Annotated in this window: 21 protein-coding genes; 10 read left to right on the top strand and 11 right to left on the bottom strand. The window is 47.8% G+C overall.

Features of this window, described 5'->3' with window-relative positions:
* Positions 1–25: 25 nt before the first annotated feature.
* Entirely contained in the window at positions 26–1246 is a 1221-nt protein-coding gene (locus K2Y22_02070) for a Fic family protein (protein MBX9877220.1), read from the bottom strand.
* A 247-nt stretch (positions 1247–1493) separates the two neighbouring features.
* On the opposite strand from K2Y22_02070, the gene K2Y22_02065 reads away from it, so the two are divergent.
* The 9 genes from K2Y22_02065 (at position 1494) to K2Y22_02025 (ending at position 10267) form a co-directional block, all read left to right on the top strand.
* Positions 1494–2189 carry a dienelactone hydrolase family protein gene (locus K2Y22_02065; GenBank protein MBX9877219.1) on the top strand — a complete coding sequence of 232 codons (696 nt, stop codon included), beginning with the start codon at positions 1494–1496 and terminating at the stop codon, positions 2187–2189.
* A gap of 112 nt (positions 2190–2301) precedes the next feature.
* Complete coding sequence (guaD, locus tag K2Y22_02060) at positions 2302–3837, top strand: guanine deaminase (protein MBX9877218.1); 1536 nt, start codon at positions 2302–2304, stop codon at positions 3835–3837.
* A gap of 142 nt (positions 3838–3979) precedes the next feature.
* Positions 3980–5389 (top strand): tetratricopeptide repeat protein, encoded by a 1410-nt coding sequence (locus K2Y22_02055; GenBank protein MBX9877217.1) that lies wholly within the window; start codon positions 3980–3982, stop codon positions 5387–5389.
* Positions 5390–5428: 39 nt separating this feature from the next.
* Positions 5429–6055 (top strand): hypothetical protein, encoded by a 627-nt coding sequence (locus K2Y22_02050; protein ID MBX9877216.1) that lies wholly within the window; start codon positions 5429–5431, stop codon positions 6053–6055.
* A 39-nt stretch (positions 6056–6094) separates the two neighbouring features.
* Positions 6095–6712, top strand: a complete 618-nt coding sequence (locus K2Y22_02045; protein ID MBX9877215.1) for a peptidylprolyl isomerase — start codon at positions 6095–6097, stop codon at positions 6710–6712.
* Between the two features lie 208 nt (positions 6713–6920).
* Positions 6921–8858: a hypothetical protein gene (locus tag K2Y22_02040; GenBank protein MBX9877214.1), complete on the top strand. Its 1938-nt coding sequence runs from the start codon at positions 6921–6923 to the stop codon at positions 8856–8858.
* Positions 8859–8877: 19 nt separating this feature from the next.
* Positions 8878–9357 (top strand): hypothetical protein, encoded by a 480-nt coding sequence (locus K2Y22_02035; protein MBX9877213.1) that lies wholly within the window; start codon positions 8878–8880, stop codon positions 9355–9357.
* Between the two features lies 1 nt (position 9358).
* Positions 9359–9826, top strand: coding sequence for a hypothetical protein (locus K2Y22_02030; GenBank protein ID MBX9877212.1), 468 nt, complete (start codon positions 9359–9361; stop codon positions 9824–9826).
* A 21-nt stretch (positions 9827–9847) separates the two neighbouring features.
* The gene (locus tag K2Y22_02025) at positions 9848–10267 is read left to right on the top strand and encodes a hypothetical protein (GenBank protein ID MBX9877211.1); all 420 of its coding nucleotides are present in this window, start codon (positions 9848–9850) and stop codon (positions 10265–10267) included.
* On the opposite strand, the gene K2Y22_02020 is transcribed toward K2Y22_02025, so the two are convergent.
* From K2Y22_02020 to K2Y22_02010, 3 genes are all read right to left on the bottom strand, one after another.
* On the bottom strand, positions 10268–11137 hold the full coding sequence (locus K2Y22_02020; GenBank protein ID MBX9877210.1) for a permease-like cell division protein FtsX: 870 nt from the start codon (positions 11135–11137) through the stop codon (positions 10268–10270).
* Positions 11134–11832, bottom strand: coding sequence for a cell division ATP-binding protein FtsE (ftsE, locus tag K2Y22_02015; protein ID MBX9877209.1), 699 nt, complete (start codon positions 11830–11832; stop codon positions 11134–11136). Before ftsE ends, K2Y22_02020 begins: the two co-directional genes overlap by 4 nt.
* Before the next feature lie 219 nt (positions 11833–12051).
* Positions 12052–12741 carry a DUF721 domain-containing protein gene (locus K2Y22_02010; protein MBX9877208.1) on the bottom strand — a complete coding sequence of 230 codons (690 nt, stop codon included), beginning with the start codon at positions 12739–12741 and terminating at the stop codon, positions 12052–12054.
* Positions 12742–12906: 165 nt separating this feature from the next.
* Here K2Y22_02010 and K2Y22_02005 point away from each other — a divergent pair, with 165 nt between their 5' ends.
* A complete protein-coding gene (locus K2Y22_02005) occupies positions 12907–13254 on the top strand; it encodes an SCP2 sterol-binding domain-containing protein (GenBank protein ID MBX9877207.1) in 348 nt (115 codons plus the stop codon).
* A gap of 142 nt (positions 13255–13396) precedes the next feature.
* Here K2Y22_02005 and K2Y22_02000 read toward each other — a convergent pair whose 3' ends face one another.
* The 7 genes from K2Y22_02000 to K2Y22_01970 form a co-directional block, all read right to left on the bottom strand.
* Positions 13397–13963, bottom strand: a complete 567-nt coding sequence (locus K2Y22_02000) for a CvpA family protein (protein ID MBX9877206.1) — start codon at positions 13961–13963, stop codon at positions 13397–13399.
* The gene (gene aroE / locus K2Y22_01995; protein MBX9877205.1) at positions 13945–14820 is read right to left on the bottom strand and encodes a shikimate dehydrogenase; all 876 of its coding nucleotides are present in this window, start codon (positions 14818–14820) and stop codon (positions 13945–13947) included. Before aroE ends, K2Y22_02000 begins: the two co-directional genes overlap by 19 nt.
* A 141-nt stretch (positions 14821–14961) precedes the next feature.
* Positions 14962–15390, bottom strand: coding sequence for a biopolymer transporter ExbD (locus K2Y22_01990; protein MBX9877204.1), 429 nt, complete (start codon positions 15388–15390; stop codon positions 14962–14964).
* 65 nt (positions 15391–15455) lie between these two features.
* Entirely contained in the window at positions 15456–16097 is a 642-nt protein-coding gene (locus K2Y22_01985) for a MotA/TolQ/ExbB proton channel family protein (GenBank protein ID MBX9877203.1), read from the bottom strand.
* A 63-nt stretch (positions 16098–16160) separates the two neighbouring features.
* The gene (locus tag K2Y22_01980) at positions 16161–18095 is read right to left on the bottom strand and encodes a TonB family protein (protein MBX9877202.1); all 1935 of its coding nucleotides are present in this window, start codon (positions 18093–18095) and stop codon (positions 16161–16163) included.
* A 304-nt stretch (positions 18096–18399) separates the two neighbouring features.
* Positions 18400–19917: a TonB family protein gene (locus tag K2Y22_01975; protein MBX9877201.1), complete on the bottom strand. Its 1518-nt coding sequence runs from the start codon at positions 19915–19917 to the stop codon at positions 18400–18402.
* A gap of 147 nt (positions 19918–20064) precedes the next feature.
* Positions 20065–20943, bottom strand: a complete 879-nt coding sequence (locus tag K2Y22_01970) for a TrbI/VirB10 family protein (protein ID MBX9877200.1) — start codon at positions 20941–20943, stop codon at positions 20065–20067.
* Positions 20944–21012 lie beyond the last annotated feature (69 nt).

The raw sequence follows: 21012 nt of genomic DNA, 5'->3' as shown, positions 1-21012 counted from the left end.
GCTTTTTTTAAGCCCGACCCTGGAATTAGTCTGTCGGTCTATCCGGGAAGAGTCCCGGCATCCAGCTTGGAGCAAGTGCGGCGGGGAAAGCCAAATGTAGTGGAGCGCGGTCGCTTTGAGAAACGAGAACGCCTTCATTTGCTAATCCGGATACAACCCTTCTTGCTTGACGATCGCCAAGTCCGAGGATTCTTGGTACATCACTCCTGGGTAATTCCCCTCTGTACAAGATTGCCTCCAAAATAGCTCCTGAATTAGGCAATAACTTGTCCTTGTTTGTTTCGCTGTGCGCCCAAGACAAAATTCGTCCGCGCAGCTTTTCGGGTTGTACGAGACTTTCCATAAACTCTACTTGATCTATGCAAACTCGCAAAAAGAATTTGGTGAATTCAGCCAGAGCTTCTTCGCTTAGATTGCCCCGTCCATCGAGGCTATTCCTGCGTGTTTGATCGCAGGCCGCAAGATGTTGCTTGTAGGCTTGTTCGTTTCTGGCTAAACCGCGGGCAATTGACCAGATGCTTTGGGTGTCTAGTGTATTCAATAACTGCGCATGTGATACTAGGCGGGCAACGCGCCCGTTGGCGTCGATAAAGGGGTGTATCCATAGTAATCGGTGATGCGCAGCAGCAGCTGCAATAAGTGATTCGCTGGATCCGAGACTTGCATAGACTTCCTCATAGCGATCCAAGAAGCGACTCACGGCTCCTGGACTAATAGGAATATGGCTGCCAACTCCAACGGCGTGCCTACGTATCTCTCCTGGAATTATCGGTACGCCTTCCAAGGCGAGCAATTCGGCAGGCAAGTGCTCACAAAACTTTCGGTGAATGGTCAGCAGTGCTTCTTTTGTATTTGCGGCTGTAGATAGTCCGCCTTGGTCTATCCAGCTTTGTACTTGTACATGTGCTTTGGCTTCTAACTGAAGATTGCGCTTCGTTGCGTCTTTGCTGTAGTCATTATTCAGTGCACGTTCAATATCAATTGGATGAGTATTGTGCCCCTCAATCAAATTGCTGTAATAGCAATTCATATTGCGAACCAATGCTGCCAGTGCTGTCCGTATGCCAATTGGTAGGCTGCTGCGTAAGGCTGACGATTTTGCTGCTAGCGAGATTGCTAAATCGGTTATTGCCGGTCTGTGACGTGAATCTGAAGCTAGGAGCAGCGGCTCCATCAGGTTGGAGTTCTCACCTCCATCTGAGTCCGTTAAAAAGTCCGCTTTATTGTCCGGTTTCTTATTTGCCATAAGCCTTACTATACCACTAGTTTAAGCCATTTTGTTGATAAAAAGACCGATAAAAAGACCGGTTCTATGACCGGTTCATTACAGAATGTCACCCTGCAAATTTCGGTGGACAATGGGCAACACTATTCGCCTCTACCTTGGTGTAGACGCGCTTTTCGGGAACCATTCCTCAAATAGTGCATCTTGCTTTGTGATGCTTTCTCGGCGAAAACTTTGTCTTTAATATTTCTACTAAGGTGGGCTAGTCATGCTGCAAGACTCCCAATCCATTGCCATTGACTTAGGGGCGGCTGGTTCCCTAATTGGCGATCTAACCATGTTGGCAAATCCTGCCGGACTGGTGCTCTTTGCGCACGGAAGTGGTAGCAGTCGTTTCAGTCCGCGTAATCAATTCGTTGCAAGCCGATTGAATAAATCAAGTTTGGCCGCACTGCTCATTGACCTGTTGACGGACAAAGAAGAAGAGCTTGATCAATTTACGCGACAGTTTCGATTTGATATTGGTCTTTTGTCCAGACGGCTACTAATTGCAATTGATTGGTCGCAGAAAAATAGCGCGACATGCTCGCTTCCTATAGGACTATTTGGTGCCAGCACTGGCGGTGCTTCCGCAATTATTGCCGGCGCGGTAAAACAAAATGTTGTAAAAGCTGTAGTCTCGCGCGGTGGCAGACCGGATTTGGCTTGTTCGCATCTAAATCTTTTACGCGCACCAACTTTACTCATTGTTGGTGAAGCAGACTTGGCGGTAATTGATCTGAACAAAGTAGCAATGGAAAAAATGCGTTGCAAAAGCGAACTAATAGTTGTGCCTGGTGCAACACATTTATTTGAAGAAGCAGGTGCTCTTGATTTGGTTAGTGAATACGCTGCCAATTGGTTTGCTAAATACTTGCAACCGTCTGTTGTGTCCGCTAATGAGTCTGATGGGCCGCAAGATTGAAGATGTTGTAACCATGTGTTCACAAATGACGCGTTTAATATGCCTCCTTGGTTTTTAGCAAGATCCACAGGGTAAAGTGAACTTGCCTTCAATTACTCTGAGGAGACAACACATGCTAAAGCGCAATAGCGCCAAAAAACTAATAGCATCCATGCTCGGTCTCATTGCTTGTTTGTCAACAGGCAGTTTGCCGTCTATGGCTGCTGATAATAAGATGACCGCTGTTAGAGGGACATTCTTCGACTTCGTCGATGATCCCTGGAAACACGTTGGACACGAAGAAGAATCAGCTCGCTTTTTGCCTGATGGACTTCTCGTTATGGACAAAGGCACCATTGTAGATTTCGGACCATATGCCGATCTCGCTTCAAAATATCCAGGTATTGCAACTACAACAATTCAAAACCGCATTATTATGCCGGGTTTTGTTGACGGACACGTTCACTTCCCACAAACACGTGTGTTGGGTGAATACGGTTTGCAATTGTTGCCTTGGTTGCAAGAGTGGATATTCCCTGAAGAAATTAAATACAAAAATCCGGAATATGCACGTGAAGGCGTGAGACGCTATTTCGATAACTTGTTGGCTAATGGAACAACAACCGTGCAAGATTTCGGCACATCATCGTCATCTGCTGTTGAAGCATTTTTCGATGAAGCAAGTGCTCGCAACATGCGCGTGATTTGTGGTATTGCAGGTATCGATCGCAATGTGCCGAAAGATTTTGCAACACCGCCAGATCAGTTCTATTCTGAATGCAAGAGACTAATTCAGAAGTATCACCGCAAGGGCAGAAATCTTTTTGCCATCACACCAAGATTTGCTTATGGTGATTCGGCTGATTTGTTGGAGAAGTGCCAACAGTTGCACAAAGAATTTCCGGATTGCTGGATTAACACTCACGTTTCGGAAAATCCGACAGAGACAAGAAATGCTGCTAGAGAGCATGATTGTGCCGACTACCTAGGTTGTTATGAAAAGTACGGCTTGGTTGGTCCGAAGTTTACTGCCGGACACGGTGTGTGGTTGTCTGACGGCGAAATGGAACGTCTGTCTAAAGCAGGTGCTTCAATTTCGTTCTGTCCGAATTCCAATACATTCCTTGGTAGTGGACTCTTCCGTCTGGGTAAAGCAACCGATCCCATCAATCGTGTTCGCATGACCTTCGGATCAGACATGGGTGGCGGTAACAGCTTCTCCATGATCAACGTATTGAATCAGGCATACAAAGTCGGCATGTGCAACAACACGATGCTTGACGGTAGTATCGATCCGCGTTGGCATGATGAAGCTCAATCCGAGCGCAACAAGCTCAATGCTTATCGCGCTTTCTATTCGTTGACACTAGGCGGCGCTCAGGGACTTTATCTTGACGAATTAATCGGCAATTTCAAGCCTGGCAAAGAAGCTGACTTTGTTGTCATCGATTGGAATGGTGGACCAATGGCTACAGCCTGGCACCAATCATTGATTTGCGACAAACCAACAAACATGAAGCAAGCAGAGCAATTGCTCTTCGGCGTCATGGCAGTTGGCGATGATCGTGCAATTGATGAGACCTGGGTGATGGGCAAGCGTCTTTATAAGAAGGACGCTGCTACAGGAGTCGCCAAAGGGACCAAGATAAAACAGACCGCAAGTAAGTAAATGACAGAGGGGGAGGCTAAAGCTTCCCCCTCTTCACTTTAATCTCGCTAATTTCTCGTTTTATAGGCTTCAGTGTGGGAAATCCCGATGACAGGATTATGGCCGATAGCGGAAAATTATTGAGCATTATTAGGAGACAAATATGATTCGCGCTGCAAGCCTTTCGTTAGTACTAACGGCTCTTATTGGGTTGCCTGGCTATTGCGACGCACAGCCTGGGATGGCCGGCACGGTCAGCTACCATGTCGCTAACCCTGATGGACAAAATGCTCTCGATATAGGCGACTATGCCCGCGCCGAGTCAATATACAGCGCAGCTCTTGGGTCTGCGGCTAAAAATTCCGATGACGATATGGCTTTGCACATAGGACTTGGCGAAGCACTTCTTTGGCAGGGCAAGAATGACAAAGCCGCTAAGGAATTTGCTAAAGCGCAAAGTATAAGCAAGTCAGTGCAGAATCCAAGACTGCAGTCTCAACTGCTCGATGATCTTTCGTGGCTTAGCCAGGCTAAGGGCAATCTGAGCGATGCTGAGCAGTACTGCAAAGACGCGCTCAATATCCGTGCTGAGCAAAAGGATGATGATGACTCCGATCTTATCGCCAGTATGACTCACTTGGCTTATTTGGTTGACCAAAATGGACGCCTTGAAGAAGCGGCTAATTTATACAAGCAAGCATTACTTAAAATAGGACAGGATGCGAAAAGGCGTGACTTGAACGTGGCTGACACTGTTGAGCAGCTAGCTTCAATCTACTGGCGTCAAGGAAAGCAACAGGAAGCAGCAGGGCTCTTTCAAGAAGCACTGCAAGTTAAAGCTAATTTCCGAGGACCAGCTTCGCCATACGCGCCGCATCCATATTGGCAAGATGTAATTTATAGCTTCTACAACGGCGCACCAAACTGCATGCGTCGGAATAATCAGGGACAAGATCAGCTCATCACTTCTGCTGATGGATTGACTGTAGCAGCTTCAATTTTGCCGCCTTCTCCCGATGTGCCGAAAGCTGTACGTGTAGAGTTGTTTATCAAAAATGACAGCGGACATCCAGTGCAATTCTTGCCTCGCCCCCCAATATTTATGACGATGTCGCCAAAGATGCTTTATGCCAATATGGTTGATCCATCGAAGATGGCAGATACCATCGAGAAGAAGGGAGACAGGCAAGCAGCTTGGGTGAAATTCTGGGGGCAGAATGCCACGCAATCAGTGACGACTACTGTAATGGGAAATGGTGGCTGGTATCCGCCTGTCTGGGGATACGGCGGCTCAATGCCTATCATCAACAACTACGGCAATATGAGCACTATTACAACGCAAGTGCCTGACTATGCCGCTCAACAGCGTGCATTGCAGAAAGCCGCAGACATCACAAGCAAAGCAAGACAAAATGCCGATGCAATTCGTAATCACATGCTCGGGTCAACAACTGTTGCTCCAGGGCATACGCTTGGCGGATACCTGTATTTCGATATCAATCAAACGCAAAATATCGACTTGCAAATACCTGTCGGCAACGGCACATTCGACTTTCAATTCCCGCCGCGCTAGGTGTGAACACCATCATTGAAAAGGTGCTATTCTGCTGCTATGCAATTTCGTAATAGTGGTAGCTTGGTTCTTGCTCTTATGATGTCGACTTTGCCTGCAATCAGTCAGGAGCCTCAGCTTCGTGGAATTGCAGAATTCCAGCAGGTCGCCGTAAAGGCAAATCCAATTGGCTCTAAGCTTTTTACGCAGTGCAGACCAACTAATTTTCGTTGCGTAAAAGTTGAAATATCCAATGAGCTATCTACGCCGATACTTGTAGATGGCGATCAAGCGCAAGCTGTTTCCGGCTCGCAGTCTTTCAATCAAGCGACTCAGAAAGAATTGACGGACGGCTCAGGCTGCGATCCCTCAGCATTTGCCAAAGCAATGGTTGCTGTTGTTGGTGTGGCATCTGCCGGATTGGCAGCACCTATTGCTAGTGAAATAGCCAAGAAGAATGAGGCTTTAGGTATACCCTGTGGATACGATGAAGTCAGGTTGCAAATTGAAGAAATTCGGCTCGGCAAACGGATTTTACTTCCGGGCGATAAGACTGTCGGACTTCTTTGTTTCTCAGTGCCAACTACGCCTGACAGCCTGGACGTTAAAATAACGATACCTGTTGTAACTAAAGCGCCTGATCAAGTTGCCGGACAGGTAGAGGTTCAGACATCATTGCTAAAATGATGCGGTTAGACTTCTTACAAAGGAGGAGATATCAAGGTGATGCGCAATTGTCATCGGACTAACAGCCCGCTTTTGACCATGATGCTACCGGTGGTGGCACTCGTTTTGTTTACCTTCGTATGCTTGAGTCAAGTTGCAGGTGCTGCCCCTGACCATAACCGTACGCTTATTGGTATTAATAAGAAACCTATGAACAATCCAGTTGTCGTAATGGAAACCAACAAAGGTGTAATTAAGGTTCAGATTTACGAAGCTGAAGCTCCAATCACCAGCCACAACTTCTTGGACTTGGTGAAGCGTGGCTTCTACAACGGTCTCGGCTTTCACCGCTATGAGCCGGGCTTTGTAATTCAAGGTGGCGACCCGAAGGGAACCGGCACCGGTGGATTTATCGATCCAACAACCAAAAAAGAGCGCAACATTCCATTGGAAGTAAAGCCGAACTTGAAGCATGAAGCAGGTGCTATTGCTATGGCAAGAACAAACGATCCTAATTCAGCTAGCTCACAGTTCTACTTCACGCTGGCTGCAACCCCATTCCTCGATATGCAATATGCCGTTTTCGGCAAAGTTATCGATGGCATGAAGGTAGTTGAAAGCCTCCGCGCTGGCGACAAAATGACCAAGGTCACCGTAATGGAGCCAGCTGTTAAATAGGCTGAACTGCTTCCATTTATATATGTAGGGGCGCATTTCGATGTGCCCCTACTGCTTTTTTGGGCACCCAGGCTGCTTTTAATCTGTCAATCATTAAAAACCGCTTGACATTAAGCTGCGCTAATCTATAATCTTGACATTAGAGTGAGTTAATTGTTGTCCGTTGGATGACAAGCTCTGACAGCAGCTTACTAGGGGGTCCGAGTCCATGAACAGAAAAGAGAAGGGCGCAGTCCTGACTTTGACGCTTGCCTTTGTTATTGTCTTTGCATTGCTGGCAGGCTTTTTCTTCTTATTCGGCAAACTCATCGGCGGTGATAGAGAATTACAAAACGCCACCGATGCCGGCGGACTTAACGTCGCCAAACAAGCTTTGAAAAGACCCAAAGTAACCCTCAATGGATTGGAGCAAACATACTTTGGCGGTTTGACTAATAACGGACAAGTAGATCTTCTTACATACAACCGTTGCGTCGGACAAGCACTGTTGGTGGCAATGAATGCTTCAACAGAAGGTACTCCGCGAGCACTAGCCAATGCGCAACAAGCAATTGATATGGTTTGCACGGGCGACGCTAGTATCGGCGGACGCTTGGCCAAATCGCTTTCTAATGGTTCTGATATGGGACAGTACTTTGCCGATGTGGCGTCCGCTAACTTCGTACGCATGATGGGTGCCGGTGCATCCACGTCGCACTTGGAAGGTAAATATGCAACTGGTTATATGAAGTCCGGTGCGGCCAGTAACGTGGACTGCAATCCAAATTGCTTGCCTTTATATCCAGGTACCAACAGACGTATTCCTTTTGTAGGAAATGTACTTACAAACAAACAGTCATCCCGTAAATTCAATTACATGTCCGGCTATGTGAATATGAATATTCAGGGCATTGGTCGCCCGTTATCATTTGTGCCATTGAGACCGGGAAGTGCTCCGCACTTAGTTTCAATGACTGACTTCAATGCTGCATCGGAAAGACCGGCTAATTTAGGCACGGTTCCACCAAATGCTTTCAAGGCAAGTGGTGCAGCTAAGGATTTGTCGGCCGCAGCTGGTGCCATTGTCGGTTGTCTTGGTGCTGACTACACAGCGTCCATTCCACGCGGCTACATTGTAATTTCCAACGGTGGCGGTCATTCGTTTTCCGGCACGCTCGGTGATAACCAAAATATCTTTGCTCAAGAGTTGAACACCGGAATTTTTGTTGGACCAAACGATGGTTCCGGTAATCGCGCTTACACAACTAATCCAACGCAGTACAACCAGTGGTTAACTTACAATCAAAATCTTGCTGCCGGTAAACCAACAGGGCCAGCGCCGTCATCTGCAGGTATTTATGGAGCGAGCCCGAGTTCAATTAAGTCGGCAGCGACGATGCTTACTTACATGGATGCCGGCAGTTCGCTGTATAACCAAATGCTGCCGAAATTCTTTGATACTTATGGCACAAAATATTTGAGTTCACCTGGCGTGCAATTCAGCTCAAGCAGCCAGATGGCAATTGAAAACGTTAAGACACAGGTGATGGCCGCTTTCCAACACGTAAAGCGTGTTCACGATCCAACGGATCCTTGGTACAGCTTTACGGCTAGCGTTCCTGGACCGTCGGGATTGGAATACTTCAATCACAACCAAGCCTATTCCAATATTCCTGATTTTGCCAAACCAGGCACTTTGAGTCAGTTGTTGCCGCAAGCTGGTGCCAACAACATCATGGAGCAAATTGCTCAGCGCATGTACCAGATGAAGCCGGAGGCAACTGCGGCTGAAATTAACAGCGTGCTGAACGGCAGAACAATACCGATGGGTGCAGTTATGTACATCTACAAGAACCTTGCCGGTGCTTTGACCATGACCTCAACTCCGCCGCCATGGGTCAACAGTAATGCAGTGCCCGATGGCAATCCGCAATTCTCACATGTGACCTATTCAACTCTTTTCAGATCAGTTGATGCGGCCGGTGATGGTGGGGCTCCTGTCTATCCATACATGCACTCTTCGCCGGAGCTTTATGGTGATGACCAAGTTACTTTCACGCCATCGTCAGGTCATAATAATTTGCTTGGAGAACTCAATATGTCACACCAAGCAGGATTCGGTGGTGTGCCGGGTTCTAATACCGGCGTATTTTCTGATCCTAACTAGGATGGCACGGGGGTGTCCAATGAAATGCACATTTAAAAAATATGTTTACGCAGCGCTGATGATGACTCTTGTAATTGGAGGAGCAAGCATACCAGCTTCAGCTAATTCAGAAACAAGCTACCAGGTAATTAATTACTTGCCTCAGCTGCCTGATTTTCCGCAGTACACCGGCAATTACAAAGTCCTGCGTGCTGTGGTTATGCCACAGTCATGGGGCGGAGCCACATACGGCATTTCCTTTGCGTGTCGTGAGACACCACAAATGGTTTATGACTGGTATGCAGATGTATTACGTGGCGAGAAATGGGTAGTTGATACAAAAGCAGGCAATGGAAGAATTGACGGCTCGAAGAAAAACGGCAATTTAGTGCGAGTGCACGTTAGTCCCACCGGTATGGGTGACATGCGCTCAACTGTAATGATCGAGTATCGCATCGTCAAAGCAGTCGCTATTGATGGCGTCGACGAATCAAGCGACGAGTCGAAGGAGCGCAGGTAACATGAGAAATGGCAGGGGACAAAGAGGCAGTCAGTTAGCTGAATTCGGACCGGCAATGGGTATTTTCATTCTGCTCATTGTATTTCCGCTAATCAACTTCGCATACATCGGATGTGCTTATGGCGCTTCCTGGTTTTTGAACCACATCATGGTTCGCGAATTAGCATTGACCAATCCAAAGGATAAAGATGCTGTTGAAGCTGCTGAAGATCGAATTGGGCAAAATTGGGCCAATACCGGACTGGCAAGTCTCATCGGTATAACACCGGCGAACTACAGCACTAAGGTAACCAACAAAGATTTGACATACACGCCAAGCCAAAACCCGGATTTTGTGCGTTTGACTTCAGAAGTGAAGGTCAAACCACTAGTGCCGATGCAAGCGTTTGCCGATGTGCCTGGCTTGGGAGCAGATTTGACTTTTAGTTTTACAGAAGAACAACCCTTAGAAGAAAAGGGTCTGGATTAGTTTTTATCAGGGGATAAGAAAATGGTGACAAGAAACTGCGTCAGGCGTGATGCCAAAGGAACCAGCATAATTGAGTCAGTGCTGGGCATAGTATTCGTTGTGATTCTAGTGCTGTTTTTCATCGACGTCGGTGCAGTTGTAACCTGCCAAACAAACAACGAACGCATGTGCAAAAACGCCGTGCGCGCCGCTTCTGAAAAAGATACTTCAGTCGAAGCTAAAAAGTCCGCCGAAGAAATCGTCAAAAACACACAAGCATCGCAGATTTTTACATCACCGAAGATGTTTGACTTCGAATACGATCCTTCATCCGGCATGGTCTCTGCCAAAACATCAGCCGTCTGCAACTTGCCAGTCCCTGTACCGGGCATTGCCAACCTGACTTCAGTCGAGATGCAAGCCAAATCCGTCGAAACGATAGTCGCTATTCTGGCTGACTAACTAAACCTTGATGTAACGTCCGGATGTCCAGGCGCTGCCGCCTGCTCCTACGGCTACGCCGACTAGAAGCAGAATGATGAATGTCGGTAACAAGCCGTATTCCATGTTGTTGGGCAGAAGAGGCAGGAAGCTCAACAGCTGCTCGCGGACGTATGAGTCGGCATAGATGTTGACGCCGAAGAGAATTATCAATGAAAGAAATGCGGCGCCCATTCCGTAGGCTGCGCCTTGCAATACTAGAGGCCCTTTGATGTACCAGGGACTTACGCCCATCAAGGAAAGAATTTCAATTTCACGCTGTCTGGCTTCGATTACAAGGTGAATGGTGTTGCCTATCACGATTAGAGTGGCAGCGGTCAATGCGCCTGTCACGATAATGCCGGCTAATTCCAAGAAGTGGCGCAAGCGATTGATGTTGCGCGCTACTTTTAGCGGATAGCGAACGTGCTCAACGGCTTTGATTTTCTGCAATTTGTTGGCGGTCTTTTCCACAACTTGCATTGAGTTGAGTCTTACGTGCAAAGTATTAGGCAATGGGTTGTTGACCCCTGCTACACGGAAGCTTGATTGCATATCGCGCCAGGCGACATCTTTTGGAACGATTTCTACCAGCGATACTTGTGGCAACTGGCTTATCTCGCGAGCAATTGCTTTAGGGTCATAGCCATCTTTTAAGTAGGCAGAAATTTCCAGTTGCGAACCCCAGGCATTAACGACATTTTTTAAGGTCATGGTCAATTGCAAGACACCACCGAAGATGGTGAGTGCAACAGCCAAAATGCCTATGACGAGCCAGTTGGACCAGCCGCTTTTACGCATGCCCAAAATTGTTTCCATACCAACTCTAGCTAGGATACGAAGCTGTCTCATGGAGTCGCTACTTTGACCTCCATCTCGTATGTGCCGCTGTCTACGTCAGAGACAATTTCTCCGTTGCGCAAACTAATAACGCGGCGACGCAATGAGTTGACGATGAATTGATCGTGTGTGGAAATAAGTACGGTTGTTCCACGTGAAGAAATACGTTCAAGCAATTGAACAATTTCCAACGATGTTTGTGGATCAAGATTACCTGTTGGTTCGTCCGCAAGAAGCACTGGCGGTCCGTTGACGATTGCTCGCGCAATGCCAACACGCTGTTGTTCACCGCCGGACAATTCATCCGGATAAGCTTTTGCTTTGTCTTCTAGATTTACTACACAAAGAGCACTTGTTACACGTCTGTTGATTGAACTTTGATCAACACCTAATGCGCGCAAAATGTAAGCAACGTTATCGAATACTGTTTGACGCGGCAGTAATTTATAGTCTTGGAAAACAATTCCCAAACGTCTGCGCAAGAGCGGAACTTGTCTTGCGTGAATGCGCGTGATATCAACGCCGCCAATAAAAACTTTGCCGGAAGATGGAACTTCTTCACGATACAAAAGACGCATGAGCGTAGACTTGCCCGCGCCGGAAGGACCAACTAAAAACGCGAACTCACCGAGTCCAATGTTCAAATTTGCGTTAACTAGGGCAGGTCTGCCGCCGTAGTCTTTATTGACGTTTTGAAGTCTTATCATTCTTAACGCTCCGGCGATGGCGAGCCCTCGTCTTCGCTAGCTATCCAGCTCTACCACGCTTCGCTGCGAATTGCTCTATCGCAATTCTTTGCTCCGCTATTGCTTGTGGTCATTTTGTAGTGGAACATCATAGAAGCCGGTCACCGCAAGCCTTTTAGAGCACTCGATCATAGCATGGAAGTCAGCAGGAGAGGGCACCTCAGTAGGTGACAAAAGTGTTTAGCTGAAATTTTGTTCACCAGTGTCTTGAGCAACACTTTTCTGGCTTTGGAAATAGCAGGCGCTGCAAAGTGCGTCTGTGCCGTGTAATTGCGCGGCTATGTCTTTACATTTTGGACATAGAGGATATCCATGCTTTTTTCGCCATTGTTTGAGTCTTAATTGTCTCTCAAAAAGTGCCGTTAAGCGCGCGGGCAAATCAGGAATCGCCCGTGAATGAGAATGCTCAAATTCAGCCACTGCTTCCTTAAGCTCATTCAATTCCGCTTCGCCAAGAACCACGTTTGCCAAGTCCTCTAGAGTTGGTTCCGGCAGTGGTGGTGCGGCTTCCAGCAAGGTGTGATCTGATTCATGTTTGTGGAAGTGTTTTAAATCAAAGCGAAGCCCTGTCAACTCGATAGACAAGCCACGTCCTGCGGCTTGAATTTTCTTGAACAATTGAGGCTTTAGAAGTGACAATTCATGCCCGGTTGCTGCGTTTCTTACCGAGACGACCAGAGTGCCTTGATAGTCAATAAATAGTCCGCGTGAGCGCTCACCCAGTACACCGCCTGCAATCGTGGGCCAGAGATCCATCAGGGTGCGCTCTTTGAGACGTTTGTCTAGTCCTAGATTGTGCACGACTCGGCTCAAGACGCCGTCGACACGCGACAGTGCTTTTCGTTTGGCTGATCCTGGTCCTGTGAACATGGGTCTATCTTGAAAACTTCTTTGTCTAACCAATCTGTGTATATTCTGATGAATTCAGGCTTTTGTAGCAACGAAGAAATCCTTATCTTTCCAGTTGCCCATAAGTTTGATGCGTTATAATCTCCCTCTATATATTTATTCGAAATCTGTCGCGAGGAAATGTCAGTGAGCGCTGAAAAAATGATTGAAGAACTCAAGAAGAGATTCAACCCACAGGCGGCTAAGGATGTCTCGGCTACTTTTATGTTTTCCGTCAAAAGCGACAACGGTGCAACTCAATGGTTGACCAAGATCAACAACGGCACCTGTGAATTCGTCCCAGTAAATGGCGCGCCAACGGCTAAGCCGGATTGCACAATTTCCGTTAATGCCTATGATCTCGATATGATCATGAGCGGACGCATGTCAGCTATGACTGCAGCTTTGTCCGGTGTGCTCAGCATAGATGGTGAGCTTGGATTGGCAATGCAATTAGTGCCAATTTTCTTCGGACAACAAGCAAGCTTGTTCTAAGACGTCTGTATCTTTATTCTGTTTTGTAGGGGCGCATTGCATGCGCCCTTGCCGTAGAATCTCACGTCTATAACATACGAAATTCTTAGCGGAGCCTGCCCTGAGCGTTAGTCGAATGGGTTCAGGCTGACAGTCCTTACTATTATTTAGCTTCTATATTTTCGTACTTAGGTTCGAAACTTGGAGCGTTGGTTGATACCACATAATTTCCGACAGTGGGCAGTAAAGCTTCTGCCGCTTTGTGCAGTATAGGCATAACGGTGGAATCACTGTGAGTGGGAATTTCTGGTGCTATTAATCCAGATACGTCTTTTGGTGGCACGGGAATTTTTATGTCTACGGAAAGTGCCATCAAGGGAAGAATAATGATAATTGCGGCTTTTGCTACGCCCCAAAATCCACCGGCTATTTGATTCAAAACAATCGGGGTATGTTCGGCAAATCTTCCTTTGAGAAACATGCTGATGATTAGTTCAACTGCTGTATCAATAGTCAACCAACACATTACGTAGCCGGTGCCAACTGCTGGTAGCGGATCAAGTCTTAACTGCTGCGAGAGCCATTGCGCAAAGTCAATGTAAATATGCTGCGTGATAAGAGTTGCGGCTACTATTGCGATAGGGCTTGGAAGCGATGCCAGAAATCCGCGCTTCCAGCCGGCAATGAATAGTCCAATAGCTAAGACTGCTGTTAATCCGTCCCAGAACATAGCCTATCCCCCACAATTTTTGCATCCACCGCTTTTCGCATTATATCCTGCGGGCAGATCATTGCGGTCCAAAAAGCGAATGATAAAACGGCTTGCTCGATGAGCATGTCCAGTCCGTCAATGCCTGTCATACCTAAGACCTTCGCGTGTCTCATAAAAGGTGTCAGATCTGGTGCTTTTGCGTAGACCATATCGAATAAAAGCGCTTCGGGTGCTGCAAACGACATGAGGTCTTTTGCCCAAGCGGGCAATTCTTTGTCTTTAACCCCTATATCTGTAGCGTTAACGATTAATGAGGGCTTGTCTTTGCTCTTAAGACTGTCAACCAAACTGATAGAGACATTCTTGGGTTTACCAAGCTGTTGAATGAGTTCTTCTGCCTTTTCCTTATTGCGTCCGACAATTACTACCTGCGGATATTCAAGCTTAATAAGACCGTGAGCAGCGGCTCTTGCTGCGCCTCCAGTGCCAAGAATATAAGCACTGCCTTGTCCTGGCTTACCGGCAGTAAGAGTCGTTAAAGACTGCATGAAGCCACCAAGATCCGTATTGTGGGCAACGATAGTGCCTGACGGTAAAACCTTCATGCAATTAATTGCTCTGGTTAATTGCGCTTCTTCCGTGAGGCTGTCAGCGAGACTGAACAACTCTTGCTTGTAGGGAACCGTGACATTGAGTCCGATGAAACCATTTGCGATTAGTTCCGTGACTCGAACTTTGAGATCTTCCGGACGAATATCTATTAGATCGTACGTTCCTGATAATCCGAAGTGATCTAGCGCAGCCTTATGCAGCGTAGGCGAAAGCGAATGGGCTACCGGATGCCCAATGAGACCGAGTCGGTAGTACCGAGACATATTTAGCGCTCCGGCGCTGCAGAGCCAGTGCCTTTGCTTGCCTTCCGGCTACCCACGCTCCCCCGACGACACATTTAGTGTCGTCTCCTTGCATTGCTCCTCGCAATGCTCCATTCTCGCTGTTGCTTCATGATGAAGTCCTTAGTACTGAGATTCTTGTACAGTGGCGACGCGCATGCGTTTGATGCCGGCAGCAGCAGCGGCCGTCATGATAGCGACCACATCGCGCTGTTTAGCATCACCGTCGGCATTGACTGTGACCGGCACATCATCACGACCGGCGCGTACTTGTAAGTCTTTTATTTTCGCTTGAATTTCTTCAGTGGTGGCGCCTGCAGGAAGCTCTTTGCTGTTGATAGCAATTTTGCCTGTCTTGTCCACGTCAATAAAAATAGCTTTGCTCGCATCATCTTTTTTAGCGTTGCGAGTTTCTGGTGGTTTGATTTTCAGATCTGATTTGTCGATAAGGGGCGCAATCAAGATCATGATTACCAGAAGTACAAGGAATACGTCGGTAAGAGGAGTGACGTTTATATCCTCAAAGTTCTGGCCTGTTTGACCCATTGCCATAAACGATCACCCCCCTTTCCTTAATATCCGGGCGCATGCGATGCGCCCCATTTGTAGTCCCTAAATTACCGTGTGTGTCCTGCTGCTTCTGTTCCGACGAAGCTCAAGAACAAGAGCTTGAGGAGCAAGAAGTCATCATCAAAACGCTTCACTGTGTTGGTGTAGACGTTGTTGAAAATAACAGCGAGGATGGCGACGATAAGACCGTAACCTGTAGCGATAAGCGCTTTAGCCACACCGGTAACAACTACCGGGGTGCCACCACCGCCGACGCCCAATTGGTCAAGTGTAAATACAACGCCGACCACTGTTCCGAACAATCCAATAAATGGTGCAGTCGCTCCAATTGTTCCAAGAATAGCCAGGTTCTTTTCCAGTTTGCGTGTAACAAGACCTACGGTAATGTCGAAAGCTTTGGAGAAGTCTTCCTTCTGTTCAGCCATCAAACGCACGCCTTCTTCAGCTACTTCGCCGATTACACCACCGAGGCGGCTGCAAGTTGCTTGAGCTGCTTGCAATTGACCACGCTCCAGCTCACGCTGCAGTTGGTGAATGAAGGCGGATACATCGCGGCGATTTTTTTGGTAGTAAAGATATCTCTCGATAACTACCGCAACCGTCAAGATGGAGCAAATGGTAATGGGAATGGAGGCAAACCAGTCCCGGATCATGAACTCCATGAAGAAGGTGAAGAATTTGTTTTCCATGGTCTCTCCTGGTTAGTTGGCAACCTGCTAAGCGCTACTTTAAAGATTATCTACAAGAGTGTATCAGAACTGACGGAACGTTCCACGTCCACCACCGCCAAATACGTTGTAGTCAAAGGTAAATTGAATGTCGACATCTGTCGGCGCACCGGCTGGCAAGGGTCTAAATGGTGCGGCATTTTCCACAGCCTTTAGCGCAGCCTGGTCGGCAATAGCCATGCCAGACGTGTGATCCAGGCGCAAGTGAGAAAGTGATCCGTCAGAGTGAATCTTGAAAATTACGACCACGCGTCTTGATTCTTGACCTTTTGGTGGGAACCAAGCGCGCTTAATGCGTCTTTGCAAATCGGCCATATAAGGACCGAAGTCAACATCTTTTTGAGCATCAAGTGATGGACGTCCGTTGGGATTGTTATTGGCATCCGGGTTGCCGCGAGCACCTTCGCCGCCGCCCCCACCTGCCGGACTACCGGCTCCACCGCCTGAAGCGCGTGGAATAGACGGGGCAACTGCAATAGCTGGTCCACCAGATGATCCGCCTGGAGCGCCACCGCCTCCGGCTCTAATTGGTGCCGGTGCGCCGCCTGAAGGACCGCCGCCGCCACCTAAAGAGGTTGGTCCACCGCCCATTTGAGCCTTAGGCATGGGGTTGCCGGCAAAACCGCCGCCACCGCCACGACTATTGGAAGCCATTGGAGCAGTAGATCCTGGAGCAAAACCTGATTGAGAACCACCACCACCGGCTTTAGGTGCCGGGAAGAATGATGGAATGCCACCACCACCTTGAGACAAAGAAATTGGTGATGGATGTGGCGAAGGTGCTGCACCACCGCCAGCCGGGCCACCGGCTGATCTAGCCATTGGCATCGGTGCTCCACCGCCTGGACGAGCAGTTGGTGTAGGCGATGGACTTGGGCTTGGTGAAGGTGCGCCTGATGGTTTGAAAAATGGCAATGGGAATGGAGCCGGACTCGGGCTTGGATGCGCCGAAGGAGAAGGTGACGGGCTCGGTGAAGGATTAGGAGTCGGTGATGGACTCGGTCTTGGTGATGGACTTGGTGAAGGATGAGCCATCGGTGAAGGTGTCGGACGTGCAGTTGGAGTCGGCATTGCTCTAGTCGGAGTTGGACGCGCTGCAGGTGTCGGCGTTGGCGCCGGAGATGGATGCGGTGTTGGCGTCGGCGATGGACGCGGAGCCGGTGTAGGAGTTGGAGCCGGAGCCTGACGAGTTGGTGTCGGCTGAGCTGGTCTTGGTGTCGGTGAAGGTTGAGCCGGTTTTGGTGTCGGTGTGTTATGTTCCGACGGTTTTGCCGGACTTGGCTTTGCAGACGGTGCATTTGCTTTGCTTGCTGCCTTTGGTGCAGGCGATGGAGCTTCAACGGGCTCTTTGCGATGCTGTCCGGATGATTCGGATGCATGTTGAGCGCGTCTTTTCGACTGAATCTTTTTCTGTGTGATCGGCTGATCTTGAATGAACTCAATATCGGTTACTTGAGTTTTTGGTGGTGGTGGCACTAAGAAGAAAAACGCCAGGATGAAGCAAGTCATCATCATGGTGAAGTGCACAATGTACGAACCGGAAGTTGCTTCCGGCATTTCCACAACATACTCAGGATAAATGTGTTTTCTTTGAATTGTTGCTGCGTGATCGTAAGCATCACGCACTGCAAACGAAATGAAACTCAAAACGAGTCCGATAAACATTATGGACACTGCGCTGCCGAAGTGAGCTTGGCTAACTACTTCAACCAGCAAGTGATTTGGTTTGACGTGAAAACTTTGTCCCATTCCCAGAAGGAAGGACAAGATAGGATCGGTGAAGATTATCACCAGGAAAATTATGAAGTTGATGGCGCTTACGCCGAGGAATAGAAAACCTTTGCGTGTCTGACCGTTATACAGCTGTCCCAGTCCGGGAATGATCGAAAGCATAGCCGCAACGCTTGGATCGCGTGGTGGCTGTGAAAAATTGCTTGGACGGAAAGATGTACTAGTCATTTCTTGCTGCTACGAAGATGGAAAGACGTTCTCGGCGTAGCGGTCCAGGTCATTTTGAGTAGTAAGTTTTATTATTAACGCCGTGTTAAGTATAACACAGTACGTATGCCTACCACTGGCCAGTACCGCCTTTTGCCAATTTGAAAATGCGTCCCCCCTAACTATGCCTTGTAATCGTGTTGTACCCGGCGTGTGCCTTTTATTGCTCTTTTTACTTGCTTTATTCAAATGTTAAGTCACTTAATATTAGATTTTAAAATAGGCGCACTCGTCGGGCTCTAGTGTTTTTCCTGAATTATCAGTCTTATTGTCTATGTCCTCCAAAAACGTTGTAGTCAAACGTGAATTGAATGTCGACATCGTTAGGAGCATATTTGGGAAGTTGCTTAAACGGTTGTGCATTTTCCACAGCTACAAGCGCTGCTTGATCGGCACGCGATGAGCCGGAAGATTTTTCTATTCGCAAATTCGAAACATGTCCGTCACTGTGAATCTTGAAATTTACTACGACGCGTTTTGTTTCTTGATCCACTGGTGGAATCCATGCGCGCTTAATTCTCCTTTGTAGTTCGTCCATATATGGACCGAAATCCGGACTTTGAGTACTTCCAGGACTTGAACGATCGCCTGAATGATTTGCATCCGAATTAGCTTCGCGTCCTATTCCTGGTGCTATGCCGGGGAGAGGAAGACTTGGTGCAATAGGAACAAATCCATTTCCATTTGTTGGTCCACCAGTATTGGCCCTCATTGGCTGAGGCGCAGTAGTTGTTCCGCCTCCATTTGATCCGAAATTTGTGCTGGATTTCGGCATGGGCAAGTTTCCTTGACCAAATGAATTGGCGGATGCAATCGGTGATGTTGATTGTGGCGCATGCGAATTTACATTGCCCGCATTTGATCTGGCAAAGTTTGTCGACGTTCCCATATTTTCGGGCGCTAAATTAACTTGTCTTGCTTCCGGAGCTGTGACAAATTGACTGTTTTGTCCTACGCGCGAAATAGGAGTTGGTGGGGTAGATGCTAGATGTTGCGAAAGTGTGGGCACAGGGACCGATGCTTTTTGCGCCAATTGCGGTTGTGCCGGTAATGGTGCAGAAGTGAGCATTACTGTTCTTGAAGCTGGTTGTGGTGCGTGAGCAGCGTAAACCGGCAAATTGGGCTTTGCAATCGGCATGACTTTCTTTTGCGGTTTTGATGGTGCGCTAGCCGAAGAGCCGGCTTTTGCTATCTCTTTGTTGGGATTATGTTTGCCTGATGGTTTTGACGCATTTGTCGACTGAATGTGTGTAATTGTTTTGACGGGTTTTTCCTTCTTGAAATTTTCAATAAACATGATGTCTGTTACTTGTTGTTTTGGTTTGGGCGGAACAAGAAAAAACATTGCCAGAATGAAACAACTGGCCATGAGCGCGAAATGAATGATGTAAGAGCTTGAAGTTGCTTCAGGCATTTCCCAGATGTGCTCGGGATAAATGCGTCTGCGTTTGGTGAAGGAAGCTTGATCGTATGCATCTTGAATGGTGTAGGCAAGAAAACTCAAGAACATTCCGCCAAACATAATGGATACGGTGCTGCCGAATGTAACTTGTTTCAACACTTCGATGAGTTGATCATTTGGTTCGATGTGATAAGCCGCGCCAAGTTGTGTCATGTTGAGGATCATTTGATCGTTCAGCACAATGACTAGAAAGAGCAAAAAATTTATTGCACCGACAACAAGAAATAGAATTCCCTTTCTGTTTTGTCCTTCATATATATGCCCGAGACCAGGAATCAAAGACAACAAGGCCGCTCTTCCGGCGTGATCGTATTTCGACATGATTCACCTGCGTTGCTGGTACGCTAAGTGTAATGTCAAGGATGCGCGGTATCGACGGGCTTTGCCTGGAGTGGATACTAGTATTTACCCTGGGGTTTTGTGCGGGCGCATGCAATGCGCCCCTACGAGGGCAGATTCAATTGGAAATTACATTACAGGCATGCGCAGGTCTTCGCCGAGTTCGATTTTTAACTCGTCGCCTGGACGCACATCAACACGCTTGCCTTTTTTAATTAGAAGAATTGCTGCACCAACTGCAACACCGACACCGGCACCGATACCAGCGCCGACTCCCGGACTTACGCGTCCTTGTCCTGTTCCACCGGCAAGAAGACCAATTCCTAAACCGGCTGCCGTCGGCAGAGTAATGGTGGCACCATCAATAGCAATATCTTTCAATCCACGACGTGCGTGCACAACACCACCATGTGCCACCAGATTGGCCACAATTGGAATTTGACGATCGTCTGGAGTTGTAACTGTGTCGAATTTCAGGCTGACCGCACCGGATCTGCCCATTGTCTTTGGCGGACTTATTTTAGCGATACGTCCTTTGATGATTGAACCAGCCGGCAATACTGTTGATCCATCAATTGATAGATCTTCAGATGATCTAGCTGTAAATTCATCGCCTTCCTGACTGGTATCACTGTCAACAGCGCTATCCATAATGATTGGAATTTTTGTTCCAACCGGAACCACGCGAATATAACCTGTCAGTTTACGGCTGGCTATTTGTGTGCCATCGGCAGGTGCCTCATCATCAATAGATGAATGAGCTACTTCTTCTTTGGCAGGTGTGGCAGCGGTAGTTTCTGTCTCTTTATCCGGATTGCTGGGGGCTGCCGGAGCTGCCTGAGTCGATTCTTGGGATTCGGGCGGCTCTTCTGTAAAGAACTTGAAGTTAAGCCCATTGCCGGAATTGGCAGGGGCATTTTCGGCGTAACCGGGCGCGCAGGTCGCTAAAACCGCCAGGGCGCTTGCTAGTGCAGATAAGGACTTCAGTTTCATTGTTGTGATTTTCAAGAGCTGCTCTTTCCAGCGACTCGACAGTTTAACATGTGACCTATTGGCAAGCAAATTACCGTTTTCTGA

The sequence above is a fragment of the Candidatus Obscuribacterales bacterium genome, assembly GCA_019744775.1.
Taxonomy (GTDB): domain Bacteria; phylum Cyanobacteriota; class Vampirovibrionia; order Obscuribacterales; family Obscuribacteraceae; genus SBAT01.
Note: the sequence above shows the minus strand (reverse complement) of the source record. Positions and strands in the feature narration are given on the sequence as shown.